A 17,075-nucleotide genomic window follows, 5' to 3' on the forward strand; every position below is an offset into this window, starting at 1 on the left:
ATTCGGAGGCTCTTGTGCCGCTTCGCCTGATAGTGCGACGTCTCGTGATGGTACTGGCGGTCGTCTGGGCCGCCGGTACCATCAACTTCTTCATTCCACGGATCGCGCCGAAGAACCCGATCGCCGAGAAGCTGACCCAGATGGCTGGGACGTCAGGCGTCGATCCGACGAAGATCAAGGAAATGGCGGAAGCGTTCAACGTCAAGTTCGGGTTGGACAAGCCGCTCTGGCAGCAATATCTCACCTATCTCCACGACGTCTTCACGCTCGATTTCGGGCAGTCCATCACCCAATATCCCGTACGCGTCTCGACGCTGATCGGCGGGGCGATGCCCTGGACCATCGGCCTGATGGCGACGACGACGCTGATCGCCTTCCTGCTCGGCACCCTGCTCGGGGCCGCGGCCGCGTGGCGACGTGACAGCCGCATCCTGCAGGTGCTGTCGCCGCTGATGATGGTCTTCTCCGCCATCCCCTTCTACCTCATCGGCCTCGTGCTCATCTATTTCTTCGCGGCCAAGCTCGGCTGGTTTCCGCTGTCCGGCGGCTACGGCATCATTTCGATCCCGGACTGGTCGTGGGAATTCGCCGTCGAGGTGCTGTACCACTCGATCCTGCCGGCCTTGTCGATCATCATCGCCTCCATCGGCACCTGGGCCATCGGCATGCGCGGCATGATGGTCACCGTCGAGGGCGAGGACTACATGACCTTCGCCGAAGCCAAGGGCCTGCGCCCGGGCCGGCTCTTCCTGCGCTACGGCATGCGCAATGCCGTGCTCCCGCAGATCACCGCGCTCGCCCTCTATTTCGGACAGATCGTCACCGGCGCGGTGCTGGTGGAGATCGTCTTTGCCTATCCAGGCGTCGGCACGCTGCTGCTCGACTCCATCAAGCTCTACGACTTCCCGACCATCTACGGCATCGTCTTCATCCTGACCCTCACGGTCGCGCTGTCGATGCTCGTGGTCGACCTGATCTATCCCCTGCTCGACCCGCGCGTGCGTGTGGAGGCCTGACCATGACCGATCGTGTGGTGCAGATCGCCGAAGAGGCCGACTGGGGATCGTTGCACGGCAAGCTCTTGGCCTGCGGCCGCTACCTCATCCGCAATCCCTCGCTGATCCTGGGGCTCGCCTTACTGCTCGCGCTGGCGCTGTTCACGCTGCTCGGGCGCCTGATGCTCGACGTGAAGCTGGCCGCGCCGCTATCGGCCCCGCCAGCGCAACCGCCGGGGCCGGGGCTGCCGCTTGGCTCGGATCCGCAAGGCCGCAACCTCATGGCGGTGATGATCGAGGGCACCTGGCTCACCATCCGCACGGGGGTGATCGCCGGTGGCCTGGGTGTCATCGTCGGCAGCGCCATCGGCTTCATCAGCGCCTATCTCGGCGGCTTCACGGACCGCGCCATCACCTGGTGCGTGGACGTGCTGCTCACCGTGCCGGCCATCCTGTTCCTCGTGATGATCTCGGCGGTGGTGCAGACCGGCCTCACCTCCATCGGCATGGCGCTCATCGTCGCCGCGCTTGCCTGGCGACGGCCGGCGCGGCAGGTCCGCAGCCAGATGCTGGTCATGCGCTCATCCGGTTATGTCGACATGGCGAAGCTCTCAGGGCTTGGGCCGCTCAGGATCATCTTCTTCGAGATCGCGCCCAATCTCCTGCCGTTCCTCGTCTCGTCCTTCGTCACCGCGGTCGCCGCCGCGATCCTTGCCAGCGTCGGGCTGGAGGCCATGGGGCTCGGCCCGCAGAACGAGCCGACGCTGGGCATGACGATCTTCTGGATCATGGAGTTCTCGGCGTTCCTGCGCGGCCTGTGGTGGTGGATCCTGCCGCCGGTGGGCATCCTGATCGTGCTCTTCGTCGGGCTCTATCTCGTCAATGCCGGGCTCGACGAACTCGCCAATCCCCGTCTGCGCAGGAGGGCCTGACCCGATGGAAGCGACGCCCCCCATGGAAGCCGGGACGATCGACGCCAGGACGATCGATGCCAAGACGCCGACGCCGGCCACGACGAAGCCGCTTCTGGCGGTGCGCGATCTCAGCATCGATTTCTACACGGCGACCAAGGTTGTGCATGCGGTGCGCGGCGTCTCCTTCGATGTCGCGGCTGGCGAGCGCGTCGGCCTCGTGGGCGAATCCGGATCGGGCAAGACCACGACGGCGCTCGCGCTGATGCGCATGATCAAGCCGCCCGGCATCGTCACCGGAGGGCTGGCGCAACTGGGCGACATCGACCTGCTGGCGCTGCACGGCCGGCAGATCCGCGAGGCGCGCCTGCGCCACGTCTCCTACGTCCCCCAGGGCGCCATGAACGCGCTCAACCCCGTCCTGCGCATCGGCGAACAGATTCTCGACGGGGTTGCCGACCACGGCGTCCGGCTGACGAGGGCGGAGCAGAAGACACTGGTCGCCACGGTGCTGGAGAGCGTGGGGCTGCCGCAGGCGATCGCGCTGCGCTATCCGCACCAGCTCTCGGGCGGCATGAAACAACGCGCCTGCATCGCCATTGCCATCGCCCTGAACCCCAGCCTGATCATCGCCGACGAGCCGACGAGCGCGCTCGATGTCATCACCCAGCGTCAGGTGATGAAGACGCTGACCAGCGTACAGGAGCGTATGGGCTGCGGATTGATCCTGATCGGTCACGACATGGGCCTGATGGCGCAGGTCGCCGACCGGATGATCGTGATGCAGGATGGCCTGATCGCCGAGGATGCACCGGTGCGCCGGCTGTTCCGTCAGCCCGCGCACAGCTATTCGCGCATGCTCATCGACAGCGTGCCTTCGCTGGGCGAGCGCCGTCAACCCGCCGCTGCCGCCGTAGCGGCCGACGAGACGGGCGCTGCCGCGGAGACACCGCTCCTTGCCTTCGACGCGGTGGGGAAAACCTTCGGCGGCGGCCTTCTCGGTGGCCCGCCGAAGGTGGCCCTGGCGCCGTGCAGCTTCCTCCTCGAGAGCGCGGCGCCGCGCATCGTCGCGGTCGTCGGGCAGTCGGGATCCGGCAAGACGACCATGGCGCGGATGATTCTCGGCTTCGAGACGCCGACCACCGGATCGGTGCGCTATCGCGGGCGCGATCTCGCCCATCTGCCGCCCGACGCCGCGCGGCAGTTCCGCCGCGAGGTCCAGGCGGTGTTCCAGGACCCCTACGGCTCGTTCAATCCGTTCTACAAGGTGGACCGTACGCTCGCTCAGCCGTTGGTGAGCTTCGGCCTGGCGCGCGGCCGCAAGGCCATCTATGCGCGCATGGAAGAGGCTTGCGCCGCCGTCGGGCTCAAGGCCGGCGAGATCCTCGGCCGGTTTCCCCACGAACTCTCCGGCGGGCAGCGCCAGCGACTGATGGTGGCGCGCGCCTTGCTGCTGAAGCCGCGGCTGATCGTGGCCGACGAGCCGGTGTCGATGGTCGACGCCTCGCTGCGCATGTCGATCCTCGCCAACATGCAGGATCTCAGGACGAAGCACGGCATTTCCGTCGTCTATATCACCCACGATCTGGCGACGGCCTACCATGTCGCCGACTACGTGCTGGTGCTGCACGAAGGCCATCTGGTCGAGGCCGGCCCTCCGGAAGAGGTCATCGAGCACCCGGCGCATCCCTATACGCGCAGCCTTGTCGGCGCCATTCCGTGGCCGGACCCTGACCGGCGCTGGTCCGAGCTCGATCCGGACCTGCGCGCCTCCTGGTCGGCACCGCCGGTCATCCGCGGTGCCATCACGGGATTTCATCTGCGCGCCGCTGGTAAACTCGATATTAGGGCCGGAAACCCCTACCCTCAGCCAGAAAACTCTCCTGTTTTCAGGGGGCGAAACAAGAACTGTTCCCGCAGACACGCTAAGACCGGGCGAAGCACGAATGCGTATGATTGATCTGTAGATGAAGCTGCCGGCTGGTTGAAAGCATTCGGGGATCGCGCCGCTTCACGTCTTCTTCGGTCACGTCGCTTCCCCCCACTCATCGGAATCGTTCTCTATGGAATCTTGTGTCAATGCAGCTTCGGCGACCGGCATGCCATCTGTCATGGCTCCCTGGCTTAATAGCCCTGAATCCTCGAGCGCTTCCCTATCGGGCAGGTCGCGCAGCGTATCGAAGCCGAAGTGGGAGAGAAACGCCTTGGTGGTCACATAGGTATAGGGCGCGCCAGCCTGCGGACTGCGTGGACCGGCGACGATGAAGCCGAGCGCGCGCAAATGGCCGATCGTGTCGCGGCTGACGTCCTTGCCGAAGATCCGGCCGAGCTCGCCGCGGGTGATCGGCTGGAAATAGGCGATCGCCATCAGCGCCAGGCTCTCGGACTGCGATAGCGGTCGCGTCTCGGCCCCGCGTCCTGTCGCAGCCCGGATCGCATCGGCAAAGGCCTTCCGCGTGCGATGCTGCCAGCCGCCGGCGACGGAGACGAGCTCATAGGGTCGCCCGCGCAGTTCCTCCCGCAGATCGTCGATAATCAGGTCGATATTGCAGTCGCGGCCGACAACACGCGCGAGGACCGCACGGGCCACCGGCGTCGGCGAGGCGAAGATGACGGCCTCGACGCGGCCCATCCACTCGCGCCAGCGCAGCTCGGGCGGCAGATCGGCGAGCTCGACATCGAAGGCTTCAGGAGATCGCGCGCGCCTTGCCATGGCTCAGAGTCCATAGAGGCGGAAGGTGGGACGGCCGGTGAGTTCGCGGACGGCACCGAGCGCGACCAGGCGCTCGAACAGCCGCCGGCTTGACCGGTCGCTCGCCGCCCTGCCGATCCTGGCCGGCTGCGCGTCCTCGCACAGCAGGATCGCCACCATCATGTCGGCGTCCTTGCCGCGCAGTCGCGGCGCCGCTTCGAGGAGCTTTTCTGCGCGGCGCGCGAGGTCACCGTAGAGGTCTGCCGCCACCGCAGCCCCACGCGCATAGGCGAGATTGCAGGCAACGCGCCATGCACTGTCGCCGTCGCCATGCGCCGCGGCGTGGCGAAGATCACCGCGCTTCAGATGCGCCGCCAACAGCGGCACCGGCGCCGGCCATTTCAGGCGATGTGCGAGCACCGCGTCGGCGAGCCAGAGCGCGAGCGGCCGGCAGTCGGGCCGGAACCGCAAGCTGGTTGCGGCGACCGCCGCAGCCGCGCCGACCGGGCTCCCCTGCCCGCGGAGCTGGTCGGTCGCGAAGGCGATGACGTCCTGCAGGGCTTCGTCGAAGCGGTGCGCCAGCAGCGCGGCGAGGTTGAGTTCCCAGTCCGCCGTGCGCATGACCGATCGATCGCCGAGCCAACGCCATGCCTTCAGGAGGCGCCCGGCGGGGCCCGGATCGTCGCCGTCGCGCCGGTGATACCAGTGGTCGCGCAGCAGGCCTTCGTCTTCCGTCCGCCCTTCCCGCCATGCCAGCGCCGCGGCGCAGGCCAGCGCCAGGCGCTGGCGCCAGAGGCTGCCGAGCGGGTGCTCGTGACAGACGATCGGGTTGAGCGCGGACAGCGCCGCGCCGGCAAGAAAGTCCGTGTCGTCAACGGCTTCGCCGAAGGCTGGCGGCCGCGCCCAGCCGGGAAAGGGCGGAAAGCTGGGAGGGGTGTCCGGAATGATTCGCGCGCGCGAGGCCATGCCGGAGCGTAGCTCAGTGCGGCGCTTTATGCCAGTATCTGAACATGAAACCGCCGCAGCTGTCCGGAATAATTAATGTCCGATAATGTTGCATTATCGGATGTTTTGCACTTTATATAGGAGTATGCGCGAAATCGCCGCCCAGAACCCGCAAATGGACGCTCCGGAGGGCTCCGCGCAGCCTCCGGGCTCGGAAGAAGGTGTCGATATTTCGCGTCCCCAGCCTTCGGCCGACATGCGCCGGGATCTCCCCTCCCCTCTTCCGGCCGAGTCCGCCGCGCTGCCGGCACATCTCGAGCGGCTCGCCGGGCGCGCCCGGGATTATGTGGAGGTCGCGAGTTCGGCCAACACGCGCCGGGCCTATCAATCCGACTGGAAGCACTTTTCCGGCTGGTGCCGGCGCCAGGGCCTCGATCCGCTGCCCCCCTCCCCCCAGTTGGTCGGCCTCTATATCACCGCCTGCGCCTCCGGCACGGTGAGTGGAGACAAGAAGGCAAATTCCGTGTCGACCATCGAGCGCAGGCTGTCGTCTCTATGCTGGAACTATGCTCAGCGCGGCACGCCGCTCGACCGCAAGGACCGGCATATCGCCACCGTCCTCGCCGGCATCCGCAACACCCACGCCGCCCCGCCCCGGCAGAAGGAGGCGGTGCTCCCCGAAGACATCCGCGCCATGCTGGAGATGCTCGACCGCGGCACCCTGCGCGGCCTGCGCGACCGCGCCATGCTGCTGATCGGTTTTGCCGGCGGGCTGCGCCGCTCCGAGATCGTCGGGCTGGACGTTGGCCGCGACCAGACCGAAGACGGGCGCGGCTGGGTGGAGGTCCTGGACAAGGGCATGATCGTCACCCTGCGCGGCAAGACCGGCTGGCGCGAGGTCGAGATCGGCCGCGGCTCCGCCGACGCCACCTGCCCGCTCGTTGCGCTGCAGACATGGCTCAAGCTCGCAAGGATCAGCCATGGCCCCCTCTTCCGCCGCGTCACCGGCCGCGGCAAGGACGTCGGCCCGGAGCGGCTGAACGACCGGGAGGTTGCCCGCCTCGTCAAACGCGCCGCGTTGGCCGCCGGCGTGCGCGGCGATCTTTCCGCGGGCGAGCGCGCGCAGAAATTCGCCGGCCATTCCCTGCGCGCCGGTCTCGCCTCCTCCGCGGAGGTCGATGAACGCCATGTCCAGAGGCACCTCGGCCATGCCTCCGCCGAAATGACGCGGCGCTACCAGCGCCGGCGCGATCGCTTCCGCGTCAATCTCACGAAGGCCGCAGGGCTTTAGAGCAAGTCCGTCCGTCGCATCCGTGCTTCGCATGCACGAGCCGTCGACGGCGATTAACCTTGCATTTATGGAATGCCGATCCATAATTGCAGGGATGATCAAGCGCAGAAAAGCCAGCGAGCTCCGGGAGCTCATCGACAGCAATCCAGCGGTTGCCCTTCTCGGCCCGCGTCAGGTCGGAAAGACGACGCTCGCGCTCGAGATCGGCGAACAGCGGGCATCGATCTATTTGGATCTGGAATCGGATGCCGATCGGGCGAAACTCGCCGAGCCGGAGCTTTACCTCTCGCGATACGAAGACCGATTGGTCATCCTCGATGAGGTGCACCGTGTGCCCGGCCTGTTCCAGAATCTGCGGGGGTTGATCGATCGCGGCCGCCGGAAGGGCCTGCGCAGCGGCCGGTTTCTCCTGCTCGGATCGGCCTCGATCGATCTGTTGAAACAATCCGGCGAAAGCCTCGCCGGCCGGATCGCCTATCTCGAACTTCAGCCGATCGATGGTCTCGAAGTCAAAACCGAGGAACTCGACAGGCTTTGGGTGAGAGGGGGATTTCCCGATAGCCTGCTGGCACCGACCGATCGTGTCAGCCAGCGTTGGCGCCTCGATTTCATCCGAACCTATCTGGAGCGCGACATCCCCATGCTGGGGCCGCGGATTGCGGCCGAGACCCTGCGCCGCTTCTGGACGATGCTCGCCCATCATCAGTCCGGGTTGCTGAACGCGGCGGAATTCGCCCGGTCGCTCGGTGTCGACGGCAAAACAGTGGCCTCCTATCTCGATCTGATGGTCGACCTGCTTCTGGTAAGGCGGCTCGAGCCCTGGCACAGCAACGCCGGCAAGCGATTGGTGAAATCACCCCGCGTCTATATCCGCGATTCCGGACTTGTCCATGCACTTCTCGGGCTGGAAACGCTCGACGACCTCCTCGGCCACCCGGTCAGCGGACCGAGCTGGGAGGGCTTCGTCATCGAGACCGTGCATGCCGCGATGCCGGATGGCTCCCGAACGAACTTCTATCGCAGTTCCGCCGGCGCGGAGGTCGATCTCGTCGTGACGCTGCCCGGCGGCCGGCGATGGGCGGTCGAGATCAAGCGCAGCCTCAGCCCGAAGGCCGAGCGAGGCTTTCATCACGCCTGCGAGGACCTGGAGCCGGAACGCCGCATCGTCGTCTATCCCGGCACGGAGGTCTTTCCCCTCGGCCATGACATCGAGGTGCTTCCCCTGCGCAAGCTTGGTGAAGCATTGGCAGAGCAAGATCGCTGATGTTTGGCTCTGGATAGCGACCTTTCGACGAGCACGGGCGATCGCCCCGGCAACACGCCGTCCCCGCTATTTCTCATGCGGCCTCCGGTTCCGTTTGCCCAAGCCCCGCAGCAGGGTTTCCGAAACCTCGAAGCCACTTGGCTCGCGCCGGGAAGGATGCAGCGACCCCTTCCCGGCCGCCTCGGCCTGTGACGCGTCGAGCTTCGCCCGGAGGAGCGCCATGATCATCGGCCAGGTCGAGAATTTGCCTTGCCGCGCACGCTCGGTGAGGCTGCGCAAATAGCCACCGGCGTTATGGATCTGCTCCGATCTCTCATAGATTGCGGCGAGCGTAATCGCGGCCTGCTGTTCCCCCATCGCTTCACGCGCCTCCCTCCAGGCGCTCGGGCTGATGCCGAGCATCGGTCTGGCGATTTCCACGGCGCCCAATAAATCCCGCCAGTGCCGGATTTGACCGCCTTGAGCGAGGTCGATCACGCCGGGACAAGCGTCCAGCACGATGCCCAAAGGCAATTCACGTTTTGGCAGGCTCTGCACATTGTCCGTCTGCGCGGCGGCACTTCCAGCTTCATCTTTCTCGAATGCTGTATTGGATTCAAATTGTGAGTCTGGGTTTGAATTCTGTATGTGACCGCCGGAATGGGACTCATTGGCATCCATATTTTGGGTTTTTGTGAATGTTTCCAGAACCTCGCGAGTCTCAACCCATAGGTCGTACAGGCGGGCGCAGACGTCATCGACAAGTGGCCGGGAGGCCCCGCGCGGCAATTGAAGAATAATCTCCTGATAGGCCTGCTGCACCCTGCCCCAGTTGCCCGGCACATTCTCTTCAATGCCTGCATCGATCATTTTGACGATGTCGCGGCGCAGCAAGGTCAACCGCTCCCTAGCAACGCGAAGCGCCTTCTTCTCGGCCTGGACCTCCTCGGCGAGTGCCTTGATCTCCTCGGCACGCGCTATGATCGGAGACAGATCGAAGCCATAGGCCTGCTCGATCTCCCCTCCCCGTCCCTTGCGAGCGAAGCGCTTACCGTTCGGGCTGTCCCGCCTGACGATCAGCCCGCATCCGACGAGGACGGCCAGGTGCCGCCGCAAGGTCGTGGCAGGCATGCCGTTGGCGCGCGCCATCAATTGCTCGTTCGACGGCCACACGACCAGTTCGGCCGCCCCCGTCAGCGCCGTCTCCGGATGAAAGGACAGCAGGGCGTTCAGGATCGCCAGCGAACGATCCGTCGCGCCGAGACGATCGCGCGCCTCGCGGATGTGCTGAAAGACCTGCCATTTGTGAACGACCGCCTCGGCAGGGACGGTTCTCGCCGTCATTTGGCTGGCGATTTGGCCAAGCGTCAGCGTTCCCCGCCCGAAAGGCGTGGTTGCAATGTGCCTCTGCATCTTCTTTCACCTGTCGTTAGGCAAAAGAAATCCACCCGCCGAAAGGCGCTGAGTGTGCTTCAACACTTGACGATGATTCTCGGAAATGCGATTCTCTAGACGCCAATCAAGAGGAAGGCTTCCGGGACACCGTTTCGGGGGCCTTTTTCTTTTGCGACCTAACCCTTTCCTTCATTGTTGCGCTGCTTGTATTCGCCATAGAGCCGCTCGAGGCTTTCGGCGACGAACCGGCCGAACTGGGCGCCGCCTTTCGATTTAAAGGCGACCGAAAAGGAACGTCCGGTATCGGTCAATTCTGCGGCGATCGCCCTATCCTCAGGCTGCCACTTGTCCTTGATCGGCTTTGCGGCGCTGCCCCGGCGCTTCGCCCTTGCCCTCAATTCCGCATGGAGCTTCTCGAACCGAGCCTCGGAAGCCAGTTCAGAGAAGCCAGGCTGGCCGGCAAGGTCCAAGGCCGCCTGTCTCGCATCAGGGCTTTCAACGAGCTGGGCGAACGTGAGCCAGCGATCCCGGCCGATCGTTTTGCAGGAACCGATCGCCACCGCGAGATCTTCTGGAACCCGGCCAGACACCGAAAGCATTCGCGTCAACATCGGCGCGTCCACGGCGAGCGCAGCCTGGACCGTGGGCCGGTCATAGCCTTGGTCGACCAGCCGCTGCGCAAAGAGCGCGCGCTCAATGAAAGACAGATTCTCCCGGGCGGAGTTCTCCTGCCCCTGCGCTATGACATGTTCGGTGTTGGAGATCGTCCGTACGACTGCCCTGACCTTGCGGCCGAGCTGGCGCGCCGCACGGACACGGCGATGCCCGAAAACGATCTGGTAGCGGCCCGCATCCGCCGGGTGAGGGCGCACGAGGATCGGCGAATCCTGGCCGCGCTCGCGGATGGCCTCCAGCAGTTCGCCAAAGGCCCCGTCGTCGTCCATCCGGTCCGAAACGAAAGAGCTGTCGACCAGTTCCGGGTCGAGCTCGATGACGGAGGCACCTTCGATGATCTGATCGGCCCGTGCGGCCTTCTCCGCAAGCTCCCCGATCGACGCAAGCATGTTGCGTGTCGCGCCCCTGGCCGTATATCCGGACGCCGCAGGCCGCTCCGCTTCGCGGTTCTCAGCCTCCTTGATGTTCTGAAAAATGTTCCGACGGGCCATGACTGGCTTCTCGCATCCTTATAAGCTGTTGATCCTGCGCGCGAAACAGCGGTTTTGTACGGCTGACAACGGAGCCCTCATTCCACCCGCCCCCAGGCCTTGAAGATGAGATCGACGATCTCGCCATTGACCCCGTCGAGTGATTCCCGGGCCCTGTCGTATGTCGACGACACGAATTCCGAGCGCTCGACTTCGTAGAGGGATTGCTTCGTCAAGCCGGCGTCGGAAATCGCCGTTGATTTGACCATCGGGTTTTTCAGCATCTGCCTGGCGAACATCGATTGCATGAGCCCGACCATCTCCTGCTGGGGCACGTCACCGGGCTCATACCGCGTCACGAGATAGCGAAACCAATCCAGCGAAACCTTCACGCCGGCCGCCTCGATGCTCTTGAGGATGTCGCCGAGCATGAGGAGAAACTGGCTCATGGACATGATGTCGAGCATCTGCGGATGCACCGTGATCAACACGGAGGTCGCCGCAGCGAGTGCGGTCAGGGTGAGATAGCCAAGCTGCGGCGGGCAATCGATGACGACAACATCGTAGTCGGAATCAACCTCCGCCAGCGCGGATCCGATGCGTGTGTAGAAGGATCGCCCCGCCTTCGAGTCCTTCGCGTGCATCGCGATCGGCGTCTCGTACTCATATTCCTGCAGTTCCAGATTGGCGGGCACGATATCGAGCCCGGGGAAATTCGTCGCCCGCCGCACCGCGCTGATCGACACGCGTTTCTCGTCATAGCGAAGCGCGTCGTAGAAGGAGGGATTGCCATCCAGCTCGGGCTGAATCCCGAATAGAGCGGTGAGGGACGCCTGCGGGTCGAGGTCAACGACGAGGACGCGGAAGCCGCGCAGCGCGAGATATTCCGACAGGTGCACGGCGGTTGTGGTCTTGCCTGAACCGCCCTTGAAGTTAACGACCGAGATGACCTGGAGCTTGTCGGAGCCCTTGCGGCCGGGAAAACGGTCGAGCACGGCGCGAAGCTCGTTCATCTGCGCCGCCGTGTAATATCTGCGGCCCGTGGGCGTGACGAAGGGCTCCGCGCCCTTTCCCTGAAGATGAAGCTTCTTGATGTAGCTCTGCGAGACGCCGACGAAATCCGCGGCCTCGGCCAGCGAGAACCGGCGCAGCGGCTTCTGCGCGTCGGGCGGGAAGTTCTCAAGCCGTAGCAAATCGAGCCGACGCGAGATCTCGCTGCTCTGCTGAAGTATGATGTCAGCAAAGCTCGTGTCCTGAGTCTGAATGGGCAGAGTCACGCTCATCGGCCTTCATGGGTGAGTATCGATAAAATTCCCAGTTTCTGGAAATTATCGGGACTATCCTGCGATTCCCCCAAGCCCGCAAGCGGATTGCCAGCGATGCCAGATCGCTCGCCCGCCGCGGTCTGTCCATCGCCGTCCGATGAGATTCATTTTCCTATTTATAATCAATATGTTGCATAGGCCGAACGCGATTTTTCGGCACGTCCTGCCTCATTGTCGCGCGGGGGCTGCACGTTGATTTCCAGGTTGTTCGTCGTGGTCCGCGGGTGCTCGTCCTGCGGCCTCGAGCGATTCGGCCGAATCAACGGGCCGCCGCGGTACCCCGTCCTCAGGCCCCATCCATGTTCGAGGTGACAGGTGTGAAGGGGGAGGGAAGGGGCGTGGAGGGGAGGGGGCGTGGAGGGGAGGGGGCGTGGAGGGGAGGGTCTTGCACCCGACTGCGAGTCCCAAAGTCCGCGTCGATGCCGGCGATCGGCGACGGTCCCATCTTGGCTCGCGAGGAGGGGGGTGGCGGCGCGGCAGGCGAGGCCCACGGCGCGGGAATTGCGCGGGAGGAGGGTCCGGAGAAGCGGCAACACGCGGAGCGCGCCGCTCCTGCCTCCGTCGTGGGATTTGTCCCTCAGCCTCTTTGCGCGATTTTGTTACTTATCGCTCAAAAATGGAGGCTGCAAGGAACAGATGACCCGAAAAGGCCGCCCCCGGTGATCTCGCGCCAATGTCCTCCTGTGCAGGGGGGAGCGAAGGGGGAGGCGAGGGGAGGAGGCACCCTTGAGCCACCAGACGCTGAAATGCTCACCTTTTCCGCACGGCGAGGCCGCAGCCTTCACCCTGCCGCCATCGAACGCGACATCCGTGAGCATTTGACGGTGAATTGCCCAGATCGACAGCACGCCGCATAACGCCAGCACATTATAGCATGTCAATTTTGTATTTGACCGTTGCCGTCGCCGCGACAAAAAATATAGCTAGAATAATATGAGCGGCAGTACGTCGCTTTCACTATGTTTGGGGAACCACAATGAAGGGATATGCCATCCGTCCCGCAAGCGGAAAATCCGCAGATTTCTTAAGCGGAATACTTTTTTTACTGATCGGAGCATTCTTTTCTATTTACGCATATTCATACCCATTGGGGTCTTCCGCGCGTCTGGGTCCTGGCGCATTTCCCTTTTACGTCGGAATTCTTCTTTCTGTCATCGGCCTTGTTCTGATTCTGAAATCATGGGCCAGCACGGGCGAGGCGATCCAAGCCTTCAATATCAAAAGCCTGGGCCTGATTACGCTGTCGCTGGTCCTGGGCGCCGCCACGCTGACCTCTCTCGGCGTGATCGTCGCGGTGCCGATCACCGTCGTCATCGCCAGCCTCGCGGCAAGACGCCCACGCGTCGTACCGGTCATCGCGATGGCACTCCTTCTGACGGCATTCACCTATCTCGTCTTCGTCGTCGCGCTCGGCATTCAGTTGCCGCTCTTTCCCGGGGCCCGATGATGGACATGCTGTCACATCTGGCGTCAGGCTTTGACACGGCCCTGACGTTGCAGAACATCATGTTCTGTTTTATCGGCGTGCTGCTCGGCACCGCCATCGGCGTCCTTCCCGGTCTCGGACCGCTGGCGACCATCGCCATGCTGCTGCCGATGACCTATGCGCTTGAGCCCGTTTCAGCGCTGATCATGCTGTCGGGCATCTACTATGGTGCGCAATATGGTGGCTCGACCACCGCGATCCTTGTCAACCTGCCAGGTGAATCCGGATCCGTGGTCACCTGCCTCGACGGGCATCAGATGGCGCGGAAGGGTCGCGCGGGCTCGGCGCTCGCGATCGCGGCGCTGGGCAGCTTCTTTGCCGGCACGGTCGGGACGCTCCTCATCGCGGGCTTTTCGCCCTATCTGTCGCGGATCGCCATGTCGTTCGGCCCCGCGGAATATTTCTCGCTGATGGTGCTAGGCCTGGTTGCCGCCGTCGTGCTGGCGTCGGGCGGCCTCTTGAAGGCCATTGCTATGATCCTGGTCGGGCTCCTGCTCGGCACCGTCGGCACCGATGTCACGAGCGGCGTCCAGCGCTTCACGTTCGGGTCCTTCGAATTGGTGGACGGGCTCGAATTCGTGGCGCTTGCCATGGGCCTGTTCGCCTTCAGCGACATCATCGGCAATGCGGCCGGCAAGGATGAGGAACGCAAGCTGGTCACGGACAATGTCGGGGGACTGTGGCCGAGCCGGGAGGAATTTCGCCTCTCCTGGAAGCCCGTCCTGCGCGGCACGGCGCTCGGGTCATTCCTTGGTCTGCTCCCCGGCGGCGGCGCCACGCTGTCGTCCTTCGCCTCCTACATGATCGAGAAGAAGATCTCGAAGACACCGGAGCGGTTCGGGACCGGCGCGCCCGAGGGCGTCGCCGCCCCCGAGGCGGCCAACAACGCCGGCGCGCAATCCTCCTTCATTCCCATGCTCACCCTCGGCATCCCGGGCAACGGCGTCATGGCCATGATGATCGGCGCGATGATGATCCATGACATCGTGCCCGGCCCGCAGGTCATGACCGCCAATGCCGATCTGTTCTGGGGACTTGTCGCCTCCATGTGGATCGGCAACCTGATGCTGGTGGTGATCAACCTGCCGCTGATCGGCATCTGGGTGAGATTCCTGAAGATCCCCTATTCGATGCTTTACCCCGCCATCGTCATCTTCTCGATGATCGGACTTTACACCGTCCAGAACCGTATTTCCGCAATCTACATGGGCGCGGGCTTCGCGGTCGCCGGCTACATCCTCAACCGGTTGAAATGCGAGCCTGCCCCGCTCTTGCTCGGCTTCATCCTCGGCCCGATGATGGAGGAGTATCTGCGGCGCGCCATGCTGCTCTCACGCGGCGACCCAAGCGTATTCGTGACGCGCCCGCTCTCTGCGGCGATGCTCTTTCTCACCGCCATTCTCCTTTTCACGATCGTCTCGCCCTTCGTTCGCAAGAAACGCAAGGAGGTTTTCGTCGAAGACTGAGACCTCGTGACGTATCCGCGACGAGACTGCAGACATTTTCCTTCTTCAACCTGACAGGCATCTAGAGGCTAAAACTATGCCAGACATTATGGGCGAATACGTCGACAGGCTTGTGACTGTCGAAATGAGAAACCGTGGCATGAACTACGGGATCGTCAAGCAGATCTACGAGGCTGCGCGCGAGGAAGGCGGCGGCCGGCCCATTAGCGCCCGTGCTGCCGAGGCCCTGGTCGGCGCCGTCAAGCCGGGCGACGTCGTCTTCATCGTCACCGGCGCCGGATATTATCCCGAAGTGCCGAATGGCGAGAGCGACGGCCCTCCCGGCGCAGCCGCCCTGGCGCGGGTCATCTACTGGGGGCTCAAGGCCATTCCAGTCTTCGTGACCGAGGAATGCCATGCGCCCCCGGTGGTCGCGTCGGCAAAGGCCGCCGCCGTCATGGTGCGTGAATTCGAGCTGGCTAAGAACCGCCGTATGGGTGGCGCGCTGATCACCGCCCCGAACGACCGCGACAAGACGGCCGAATGGGCGAGGGACATCATCGCTGAATACAAACCTGCCGCCGTTCTGTCGATCGAACGGCTCGGACCCAACGATCAGGGTATCGTCCACGGTTCGACCGGCGTTCCGAAGAACTGTGTCGACCTTGGCCACCTCTTTATCGAGGCCAAGAAAAACAAGATCCTGACGATCGGCATCGGCGACAATGGTAACGAGATCGGCTTTGGCCGCATCTATGATTTCATGCGCGATTTCCACCCCTATGGCCGCGAATGCCAATATCCCGGCGGAACAGGCGTCATCACGGTGATCGACACGGATGTCTTTTTGCCGGCTTCGATCTCCAACTGGGGCGCCTATGGCATCGCCGCCATGGTCGCGTTCCTCCTGAAGGACCAGGACCTCATCCAGACCCCGGAGATGGAACGCAAGATCCTGGAGGCCTGCCTCGACGCTGGCGGCTGGGAGATGCGCTACTGCACGTCGCGCTTCATCGTCGACGGCACCGTCGGCGAGAGTTCGATGTCGATCATCCAGCTTCTGCGCGACATGCTGAGGCTGAATATTGCCGCGCCGGACCGCGGCCTGTCGCATGGCAAGATGAAGGAGCAGGTTCAATGAACAGGAACAGGTTTCTACGCGTTTGCGCGGCTTCGGTGGGCCTTCTCGCCCTGATGGGCTCTGCGTCGCTCGCTGAAGACAATTATCCGTCCCGGGCCATCCGCATCATCGTGCCCTATGCGCCGGGCGGGCAGGGGGACATCACCGCGCGGCTCATCAGCGATCATCTGGCGTCGGCGATCGGCCAGCCGGTCACCGTCGAGAACCGCGCCGGCGCCAACGGCGTCATCGGCATCGACGCGCTGGCGAAATCGGCACCCGACGGCTACACGATCGGCGTGGTCGTGGCCTCGCATGCCCTGTCTCCGGCCCTCATCAAGCCGCTGCCCTATGATCCGGTCAAGGATTTCACGCCGATCACCACAACGGCGATCACGCAGATGGTGATGGTCACGACACCGGCGCTAAAGGCCAACACGGTCCAGGAGTTCATCGACTATGCCAAGGCGCATCCCGGTGAACTCGCCTATAAGTCCGCGGGGCCCGGCAGCAATTCGCATCTGTTCGGTGCCTGGTTTGCCGATGCCGCAGGCATCGACATGATCCATGTTCCCTACAAGGGGAGCGGCGATTCCATGCCTGACCTGATGAGCGGCGTCGTTCACATGGGCTTCGATACGCTGCCGGCGGTCAATGGCCATATCAAGAGCGGCCAGTTGAAGCTGCTGGCGGCCGGCGGGCCGGCGCGCGCTCCGCAATATCCCGATGTGCCGACCGTCGCGGAAGCCGGCATCCCGGGCTTCGCCGCCAATTCCTGGGGCATGGTGCTTGCGCCGAAGGGCACGCCGGCGCCCGTGGTCGAGCGGCTGAACAAGGAGATCGTGGCCGTTCTCAACAAGCCCGATGTGAAGGCCCGTCTCGCCACAATGGGTGCGGAGGCGGTGGCCGATACGCCTGAGGCCGCGCGCAAGATGCTGGAATCCGAGGTGAAACTCTATACCGACCTCGTTTCCAAGCTGAAGATCGACGTCGCGAAGTGACCGAACGGACTAGCAGATAAGCCCGTAACGGATGCCCCATTCCGATGGGGTATCCAACACGTCACACGGGCCGTTGCGGCC

Annotated in this window: 14 protein-coding genes; 9 read left to right on the forward strand and 5 right to left on the reverse strand. The window is 63.9% G+C overall.

What is annotated here, in order from left to right; all coding sequences use genetic code 11:
- Positions 1-14: 14 nt before the first annotated feature.
- The 3 genes from C7450_RS22490 to C7450_RS22500 are packed head-to-tail and all read left to right on the forward strand — an operon-like array spanning position 15 to position 3,866.
- Entirely contained in the window at positions 15-1,016 is a 1,002-nt protein-coding gene (locus tag C7450_RS22490) for an ABC transporter permease (RefSeq protein WP_210206506.1), read from the forward strand.
- A gap of 2 nt (positions 1,017-1,018) precedes the next feature.
- Positions 1,019-1,927, forward strand: a complete 909-nt coding sequence (locus tag C7450_RS22495) for an ABC transporter permease (protein ID WP_110376713.1) — start codon at positions 1,019-1,021, stop codon at positions 1,925-1,927.
- Positions 1,928-1,931: 4 nt separating this feature from the next.
- Positions 1,932-3,866 (forward strand): ABC transporter ATP-binding protein, encoded by a 1,935-nt coding sequence (locus tag C7450_RS22500; RefSeq protein WP_210206507.1) that lies wholly within the window; start codon positions 1,932-1,934, stop codon positions 3,864-3,866.
- A 66-nt stretch (positions 3,867-3,932) separates the two neighbouring features.
- Here C7450_RS22500 and scpB read toward each other — a convergent pair whose 3' ends face one another.
- Positions 3,933-4,619: an SMC-Scp complex subunit ScpB gene (scpB, locus tag C7450_RS22505; protein WP_110376715.1), complete on the reverse strand. Its 687-nt coding sequence runs from the start codon at positions 4,617-4,619 to the stop codon at positions 3,933-3,935.
- A 3-nt stretch (positions 4,620-4,622) separates the two neighbouring features.
- Positions 4,623-5,564: a DUF1403 family protein gene (locus C7450_RS22510; RefSeq protein ID WP_110376716.1), complete on the reverse strand. Its 942-nt coding sequence runs from the start codon at positions 5,562-5,564 to the stop codon at positions 4,623-4,625.
- Positions 5,565-5,688: 124 nt separating this feature from the next.
- Between C7450_RS22510 and C7450_RS22515 the strand changes: the two genes are divergently transcribed.
- Both C7450_RS22515 and C7450_RS22520 read left to right on the forward strand, forming a co-directional pair.
- Positions 5,689-6,834, forward strand: a complete 1,146-nt coding sequence (locus tag C7450_RS22515; RefSeq protein WP_110376717.1) for a site-specific integrase — start codon at positions 5,689-5,691, stop codon at positions 6,832-6,834.
- A 94-nt stretch (positions 6,835-6,928) separates the two neighbouring features.
- Positions 6,929-8,098, forward strand: coding sequence for an ATP-binding protein (locus C7450_RS22520; RefSeq protein WP_110376718.1), 1,170 nt, complete (start codon positions 6,929-6,931; stop codon positions 8,096-8,098).
- Between the two features lie 66 nt (positions 8,099-8,164).
- Here C7450_RS22520 and repC read toward each other — a convergent pair whose 3' ends face one another.
- The 3 genes from repC to repA all read right to left on the reverse strand — a co-directional run bounded on the left by repC (position 8,165) and on the right by repA (position 11,894).
- On the reverse strand, positions 8,165-9,490 hold the full coding sequence (repC, locus tag C7450_RS22525; protein WP_110376719.1) for a plasmid replication protein RepC: 1,326 nt from the start codon (positions 9,488-9,490) through the stop codon (positions 8,165-8,167).
- A 158-nt stretch (positions 9,491-9,648) separates the two neighbouring features.
- On the reverse strand, positions 9,649-10,638 hold the full coding sequence (repB, locus tag C7450_RS22530) for a plasmid partitioning protein RepB (protein WP_110376720.1): 990 nt from the start codon (positions 10,636-10,638) through the stop codon (positions 9,649-9,651).
- Between the two features lie 77 nt (positions 10,639-10,715).
- Positions 10,716-11,894 (reverse strand): plasmid partitioning protein RepA, encoded by a 1,179-nt coding sequence (gene repA / locus C7450_RS22535; RefSeq protein WP_425351255.1) that lies wholly within the window; start codon positions 11,892-11,894, stop codon positions 10,716-10,718.
- 1,024 nt (positions 11,895-12,918) lie between these two features.
- Here repA and C7450_RS22540 point away from each other — a divergent pair.
- The 4 genes from C7450_RS22540 to C7450_RS22555 all read left to right on the forward strand — a co-directional run bounded on the left by C7450_RS22540 (position 12,919) and on the right by C7450_RS22555 (position 16,994).
- Complete coding sequence (locus C7450_RS22540; RefSeq protein ID WP_110376722.1) at positions 12,919-13,389, forward strand: tripartite tricarboxylate transporter TctB family protein; 471 nt, start codon at positions 12,919-12,921, stop codon at positions 13,387-13,389.
- Positions 13,389-14,894: a tripartite tricarboxylate transporter permease gene (locus C7450_RS22545; protein WP_110376723.1), complete on the forward strand. Its 1,506-nt coding sequence runs from the start codon at positions 13,389-13,391 to the stop codon at positions 14,892-14,894. The genes C7450_RS22540 and C7450_RS22545 overlap by 1 nt, the downstream gene beginning before the upstream one ends.
- A 76-nt stretch (positions 14,895-14,970) precedes the next feature.
- Complete coding sequence (locus C7450_RS22550) at positions 14,971-16,014, forward strand: glutamate cyclase domain-containing protein (protein WP_110376724.1); 1,044 nt, start codon at positions 14,971-14,973, stop codon at positions 16,012-16,014.
- Positions 16,011-16,994 (forward strand): Bug family tripartite tricarboxylate transporter substrate binding protein, encoded by a 984-nt coding sequence (locus C7450_RS22555; RefSeq protein WP_110376725.1) that lies wholly within the window; start codon positions 16,011-16,013, stop codon positions 16,992-16,994. Before C7450_RS22550 ends, C7450_RS22555 begins: the two co-directional genes overlap by 4 nt.
- Positions 16,995-17,075: the final 81 nt, after the last annotated feature.

Origin of the sequence: Chelatococcus asaccharovorans (assembly GCF_003201475.1) — a bacterium.
Lineage (GTDB): Bacteria > Pseudomonadota > Alphaproteobacteria > Rhizobiales > Beijerinckiaceae > Chelatococcus > Chelatococcus asaccharovorans.

Excerpts from the sequence above, each read along its gene's own strand:
- repC (WP_110376719.1), bottom strand. The coding sequence starts at position 9,490 with ATGCAGAGGCACATTGCAACCACGCCTTTCGGGCGGGGAACGCTGACG.
- repB (WP_110376720.1), bottom strand. The coding sequence starts at position 10,638 with ATGGCCCGTCGGAACATTTTTCAGAACATCAAGGAGGCTGAGAACCGC.
- C7450_RS22540 (WP_110376722.1), top strand. The coding sequence starts at position 12,919 with ATGAAGGGATATGCCATCCGTCCCGCAAGCGGAAAATCCGCAGATTTC.
- C7450_RS22545 (WP_110376723.1), top strand. The coding sequence starts at position 13,389 with ATGGACATGCTGTCACATCTGGCGTCAGGCTTTGACACGGCCCTGACG.
- C7450_RS22550 (WP_110376724.1), top strand. The coding sequence starts at position 14,971 with ATGCCAGACATTATGGGCGAATACGTCGACAGGCTTGTGACTGTCGAA.
- C7450_RS22510 (WP_110376716.1), bottom strand. The coding sequence starts at position 5,564 with ATGGCCTCGCGCGCGCGAATCATTCCGGACACCCCTCCCAGCTTTCCG.
- scpB (WP_110376715.1), bottom strand. The coding sequence starts at position 4,619 with ATGGCAAGGCGCGCGCGATCTCCTGAAGCCTTCGATGTCGAGCTCGCC.
- C7450_RS22520 (WP_110376718.1), top strand. The coding sequence starts at position 6,929 with ATGATCAAGCGCAGAAAAGCCAGCGAGCTCCGGGAGCTCATCGACAGC.
- C7450_RS22555 (WP_110376725.1), top strand. The coding sequence starts at position 16,011 with ATGAACAGGAACAGGTTTCTACGCGTTTGCGCGGCTTCGGTGGGCCTT.
- C7450_RS22515 (WP_110376717.1), top strand. The coding sequence starts at position 5,689 with ATGCGCGAAATCGCCGCCCAGAACCCGCAAATGGACGCTCCGGAGGGC.
- C7450_RS22500 (WP_210206507.1), top strand. The coding sequence starts at position 1,932 with ATGGAAGCGACGCCCCCCATGGAAGCCGGGACGATCGACGCCAGGACG.
- C7450_RS22495 (WP_110376713.1), top strand. The coding sequence starts at position 1,019 with ATGACCGATCGTGTGGTGCAGATCGCCGAAGAGGCCGACTGGGGATCG.